The following is a 5,670-nucleotide window of genomic DNA, read 5'->3' as shown; positions in this document are numbered from 1 at the left end:
CTCGCGCTCGGCCTGTGTTACGCCCGAGCAGGTGCTGCTCTTGATGAGCGCGGCGCGGATCGCCTGGAAGAAACCGACTTCTTCACGGACGGCGCGTGCTTCATCGGAGCTCGCCGCCAGCGCAAACGCCTTGGACAAGGCCAGCACCGCATCAAGAAAGCGCCGGTGCGCCGTTTTCTTGCCCTGTGGCGTCGTTTCCTGCGCCGCCCAGTGCTGCTGGCGGTCCAGAATCCACTCGATGGCAGCGGCCATCATCGCAAGCCGCGCCTGCGGCGACCCATCGAGCCCCGCGCGGTAGTCGAAGCCGTGGAACATGTCGCGCACGACTTCGAGCTTCTCCAGCATCACCGCAACGGCCTCGGCCTCGTCGATGCCGGTCTGCGCGCGGTCACGCGGCGAATACTGCGCCAGCGCGTTTTTCAGGTTCTGCGCGATGCCGATGTAGTCCACGATCAGCCCCGCCGGTTTGTCGCGGAACACGCGGTTGACGCGCGCAATCGCCTGCATCAGCCCGTGCCCGCGCATCGGTTTGTCCACGTACATGGTGTGCATGCACGGCGCATCGAAGCCGGTCAGCCACATGTCGCGCACGATCACCAGCTTCAAGGGGTCGTGCGGGTCGCGGGCGCGTTTGGCGAGCAGATCGCGCCGCGCCTTGTTGCCGATGTGCGGCTGCCATTCGGGCGGATCGGAGGCAGCCCCGGTCATCACGATCTTGATGGCCCCGGCGTAGTCATCCCCACTGTGCCAATCCGGGCGCAGCTTGACGATTTCGTCGTAGAGCTTCACGCAAATGCGCCGGCTCATGCAGACGATCATCCCCTTGCCATCGAGCGCCGCCACGCGGTCCTCGAAGTGCTGCACGATGTCCTGGGCGACCAGCTTCAAGCGCTTGTCCGCGCCCACCAGTGCTTCGACGGTGGCCCACTTTTGCTTCACGCGCTCGCGGGCAGGCTCTTCTTCGTCCTCCAGAATCTCCTCGATCTCGGCGTCGACCTTGGGCTTCTCATTCTCATCCAGCTCGATGCGCGCCAGGCGCGATTCGTAATAGATCGGCACCGTCGCGCCATCCTCCACCGCACGGCTGATGTCGTAGATGTCGATGTAGTTCCCAAACACCGCCGGGGTGTTGACGTCGTCTGCCTCGATGGGCGTGCCGGTAAAGCCGATGAACGAGGCATTCGGCAGCGCATCGCGCAGGTACTTGGCAAAGCCATAGGAGATCTCGCCGCTTTTGCCATCCACTTTGGCCTTGAAGCCGTACTGGCTGCGGTGCGCCTCATCGGCGATGACCACGACGTTGCGGCGCGTGGTGAGCGGCCCATCCACCTCGCCAAACTTTTGCAGCGTCGTGAAAATCACCCCGCCCGAAGCCCGGTTGAGCAGCGTCTGCAAGTGCTCGCGGCTCTCGGCCTGCACGGGCGTTTGCCGGACCAGATCCCGGCACATCGAGAACGTAGCGAAGAGCTGGTCGTCCAGATCGTTGCGGTCGGTCAGTACCACCAGCGTCGGGTTTTCGAGCAGAGGATGCCGGACGAGCTGCCCGGCGTAAAACGCCATCAGCAGACTCTTGCCCGACCCTTGGGTGTGCCAGATCACACCCACGCGCCGGTCGCCTGGCTTTTGATCCTGCGCCGAGGGCAGGCCATAGCGCGCCGGGTCTTCCTGCGCCAGATTTTTCGGGGGCAACGCGCGCAAGGTCTGCTCCACCGCTTTTTTCACCGCGTGGAACTGGTGGTAGCCGGCGATGATCTTGACCAGCCCCGCGCCGGTCTCGCCGAACACGGTGAAATCGCGCACGAGATCGAGCAATCGGCGCTGCGCGAACACACCCTCGATCAAGGTCGAGAGTTCCGGCGCGCCCTTGGGGGCAACATCCCTGCCATCGGTCGTGCGCCAGGGCATGAAACGCTCCAGATCTGCCGAGAGCGAACCCACCCGGGCCGCGATGCCGTCCGAGGTGACCAGCAGCGCGTTGGTGTGGAACAGCGCCGGAATCTGTTGCTTGTAGGTCTGCAACTGGTTGAACGCACCCACCAGATGCGCCCCCGCGCTGCCCGGCGCTTTGAGTTCGATCACCGCCAGCGGCAGGCCGTTGACGAACACCACCACATCGGGCCGCCGGTTGTGCGGGCCGTGGATCACTACGAACTGGGCAACCGCCAGCCAGTCGTTCTGCTCCGGATTTTCGAAGTCGATCAGGTGCACCTTGCCGGCCGTCAACGTGCCATCAGCGGCGACATACTCGACATCCACGCCTTCCGTCATCAACCTGTGCAGGCGGCGGTTCTCTTCGAGCAGTGACGGCAACTCCGACTGCGTCACCTTGCGGATGGCATCCTGGCGGGCCTCCACGGGCAGGCCCGGGTTCAGGCGCGCGACGGCATCGATGAGCCGTTTCCTGAGCACCACATCCTGATAGCTTTCGCGCTCGGGCCGGTGCCCATCGGGGCCGATGTCTTCCTCGCCTTCGATGCGGTAGCCCAGCGCGGCCAATTGATCCAGCAGCGCGGATTCGACTTCGGCCTCGGATAGAAACGCCATTACGGCTCTCCTCGTTCTGAGCAGAAAGAGCGAGCAACCCTCCCGATCGACTCTCTGCAACGGCACTTATCGAGGATCTCCATCAGCCCCGGAATTTTGCGGGGAGAGAACTGCCGCGTCTCAAGAAAAGAGGTGCGATCGATGCCATATGTCATACCAGCAACGCCTCAACACCTTTGACGAAGACTTGGAAGCTGCGCGAACGGTTGGTTTGGATGCGGAGATTTGGGGCGATGCGCCGCGCGGCATCGATTTTTGGATAGCTGCTCTTGTAGACGCCGTGCTTTTTGAGGAAGCGGTGCAGTGCTTCCCAGGAGCCACCGTTGTCGGGATTACGGAAAATTCCTTTGCTGGCATCGATCACGGGCAGACTGCTGAATGCTTGGCGCAGGGCAGCAGCGTCGCCAATGAACCAAGATTCCAGCTCCTCGACCGCGATGCGGTTGACGACGTAAAACTGCCCTTGCGCGGTGGGGCGGGTCTTGGTCGCCAGCCCCGCCACGCTTGCCATGTCTTCGAGCCGACGCTTGAGCGCCGTGCAATCGTCGGTATCGCGATCCACCAGCACGACCACTCGCAGTTGCTCGCCCTGCGCGATACGAATACGGTATGCCGCAAGGCGGGCCGGCAATGCCTGCAGCAGCTTATATTTGCTTCCCATGTTGATCAGCTTGTATCGCGCGCGATTGCCCAACAGCTTCGGCAGCACATGTCGCAGTGCCTCTTCTGTCGAAGGCTCTTCGACCAGGAACTCGATCTGCATCACGCATCTTCCCCCACGGCCAGTGGGTCGCCGGCATCGAAGTGCCCCTCCATCCAAAGCTCGCCCAGCGTGGCCCCCTGCTGGATGAACGCCTTGATGCCCGGCATATCGGCTACCCGGCGCACGCGGGTATAACCGTCTGCAGCGCGGTACAGCACACGCACCTCTTCCGGCTGCAGGGGGTTGATGAAGAATGGCGAATGGGTGGTGACGATCAGTTGCGTGCGCTCCGCGACTTGCTGGCACTCCTCCGCCAGCTCCGGCAGCAATCGCGGATGAAGATAGTTTTCCGGTTCCTCGATGCCGACGAGCTGCGGGGGGGCGGGGTCGTAAAGCACCGTCAAATACGCTAGCAGCTTGAGTGTGCCATCGGAGGCAAAGCGCGACAGCACCGGTTTGGAAAACGGCGCGTCCTTGATCAGGAGCAGCAAACGGCTGTCATCCAACACCTGAGCATCGACCTTTTCGATGCGGGGAATGCGTCGCCGCAGCGTCTCGAAGATTTGCTCCAGGCGATCGGGGTGCTGCTCTCGCAAGTACTGGATGACATTGGGCAGGTTGTCGCCCGTAGGAGAAAGCCGCTCTTCGGCACCCGCTTCCGGATTGCCGCGGGCCGCGTCTGCCGAGAGATAAGAAAGGTGCCAGCCAGTGATGAAATTGCGCAGCGCAATCACGCGCGGGTTCTCCGCCAGGGTGCCCAAGGTACTCACCGCCAGCACGTCTGGGCCCGAGAGCGCCTTCTCGACGCGCGTGTCACGCGCTTCCGGTGCCTCGCCGGTGATGACTTTGCCTTGGCCGTACTGGTAATTCAGGAAATGGAAGGGCGCGGCCGGATGACCGCGTTTCCAGCGCAGATACTCCCGCGCAACAACGGGTCCTTTGGGCTGTTCTTCGATTTCCAGGTGATAGGTAATGAGGGGCGTGCCGGGACGCTCCCGATACTGCAACTCGATGACAATGGCGCCCTCCTGATCCCGGCTGCGCAGTTCGCGGAACCGCCCCCGTCGATCCCATGCCTTGCGCAATCCGTCCGAGAAGCATTCGGCAAGGAAGGCAAACACATCGAAGACGGTGGATTTGCCGCTACCGTTGGGCCCCAGAAGCACCGTCAGCGGCATCAGTTTCGTCAACTCCACGTCGCGTAGCGCGCGAAAGTTCTGCACCTTGAGGGATTCGATGCGTGGAATACCCAACTGGCTCTGGGCGGCATTTTTGCTCATAGGTTCGCCTCGCTTTTTCCCATTGTTACACCTGGCCGCCCGGCAGGGCGAGCATGTTCTCGATCAAGCGGATCATCACGTCCTTGTTCTTCGCGTCCGATTCCGCCACCAACAGCGCCAGCGCCGCCAGCCCCACATCGTTGATCACCGGTTCGCCATCGCGCAAAAGCCGCCCGTTGCGCGCCAGAAAGTCCACGAACAGGAACGCCCCGCTGCGCTTGTTGCCGTCGGCGAACGGATGGTTCTTGATGACGAAATACAGCAGGTGCGCCGCCTTGGTCTCGACGGTGGCGTAAGCCGGCGCGCCGAACACCGTCTGCTCCAGATTGCCCAGAATCGCCACGAACGCCTCGCCGCGCTCGCGTCCGAACAAATCGGACGCCTCCCCGCGCGCCATCAGGTCGGCTTTGAGCCGCGCAATCGCCGCCCGCGCTTCGTCCAGTGTCGGCAACACACCACCCGGACTGCCTGCCGGGGCAGTGAGCAAGCCTTCGTCGTAGCGCTGCAACCACAAAAAGGTCTGGGTGTAGCGGGCGATCACATCCACCAGCCCGCGGCCCTGATCGGCGGTCAGCGCCTCGCCTGCTGCGGCCTTCTTCACCAAGGCCAATGCGGCTTCGAGTTCTGTGGCGTTCTGCTCGAAGCGCTGGCGGTCGAGCGAATAGCCCCGGGTGAGATGCTCGCGCAGCACGCCCGTGGCCCACTGGCGAAAGCGCGTGGCCCGGGTCGAATTGACGCGGTAGCCCACCGAGATGATGGCGTCGAGGTTGTAGTACTCGACTTGATAGGTCTTGCCGTCGGCGGCAGTTGTTGCATTTTTTGCAACAGCTGATTCGCGCTCCAGCTCTCCCTCCACAAAGATATTGCGCAAATGGCGCGAGATGACCGATTTGTCGCGCTCGAACAGGTCGGCGAGCTGCTGGAGGCTGAGCCACAGGTTCTCGCGATCGAACCGCACCTCGACGCGCGCCTCACCGGTTTCGTAGATGACGATATCGGTCGTGGGTTTCATAGGCCGCGCCCCTTCAGGAACGCCTCGGCATCCGGCACGCGCAGCTCGCCGGAGATGAGTTTGGGCAGCAGGGTGTCGCGCAGTTGGGCGAGGGTGCGGGACTGCGCCATGAGGTCGAGTCGTTGACTGAG

At 62.9% G+C, this 5,670-nt stretch carries 4 protein-coding genes; all 4 read right to left on the bottom strand.

Annotated elements, in window-relative coordinates:
- The coding region (locus tag Q0C23_RS08205) for a type I restriction endonuclease subunit R (RefSeq protein ID WP_291511883.1) at nt 1–2,544 on the bottom strand (2,544 nt) is incomplete at its 3' end.
- A gap of 151 nt (nt 2,545–2,695) precedes the next feature.
- Nucleotides 2,696–3,307, bottom strand: a complete 612-nt coding sequence (locus tag Q0C23_RS08200; protein ID WP_291511925.1) for a DUF4276 family protein — start codon at nt 3,305–3,307, stop codon at nt 2,696–2,698.
- Nucleotides 3,307–4,527 carry an AAA family ATPase gene (locus Q0C23_RS08195; protein WP_291511882.1) on the bottom strand — a complete coding sequence of 407 codons (1,221 nt, stop codon included), beginning with the start codon at nt 4,525–4,527 and terminating at the stop codon, nt 3,307–3,309. The genes Q0C23_RS08200 and Q0C23_RS08195 overlap by 1 nt, the downstream gene beginning before the upstream one ends.
- A gap of 25 nt (nt 4,528–4,552) precedes the next feature.
- On the bottom strand, nt 4,553–5,539 hold the full coding sequence (gene rhuM, locus Q0C23_RS08190) for a virulence protein RhuM/Fic/DOC family protein (RefSeq protein ID WP_291511881.1): 987 nt from the start codon (nt 5,537–5,539) through the stop codon (nt 4,553–4,555).
- Nucleotides 5,540–5,670: the final 131 nt, after the last annotated feature.

It is taken from the genome of Acidithiobacillus sp., from assembly GCF_023256195.1.
Classification (GTDB): domain Bacteria; phylum Pseudomonadota; class Gammaproteobacteria; order Acidithiobacillales; family Acidithiobacillaceae; genus Acidithiobacillus_A.
Note: the sequence above shows the minus strand (reverse complement) of the source record. Positions and strands in the feature narration are given on the sequence as shown.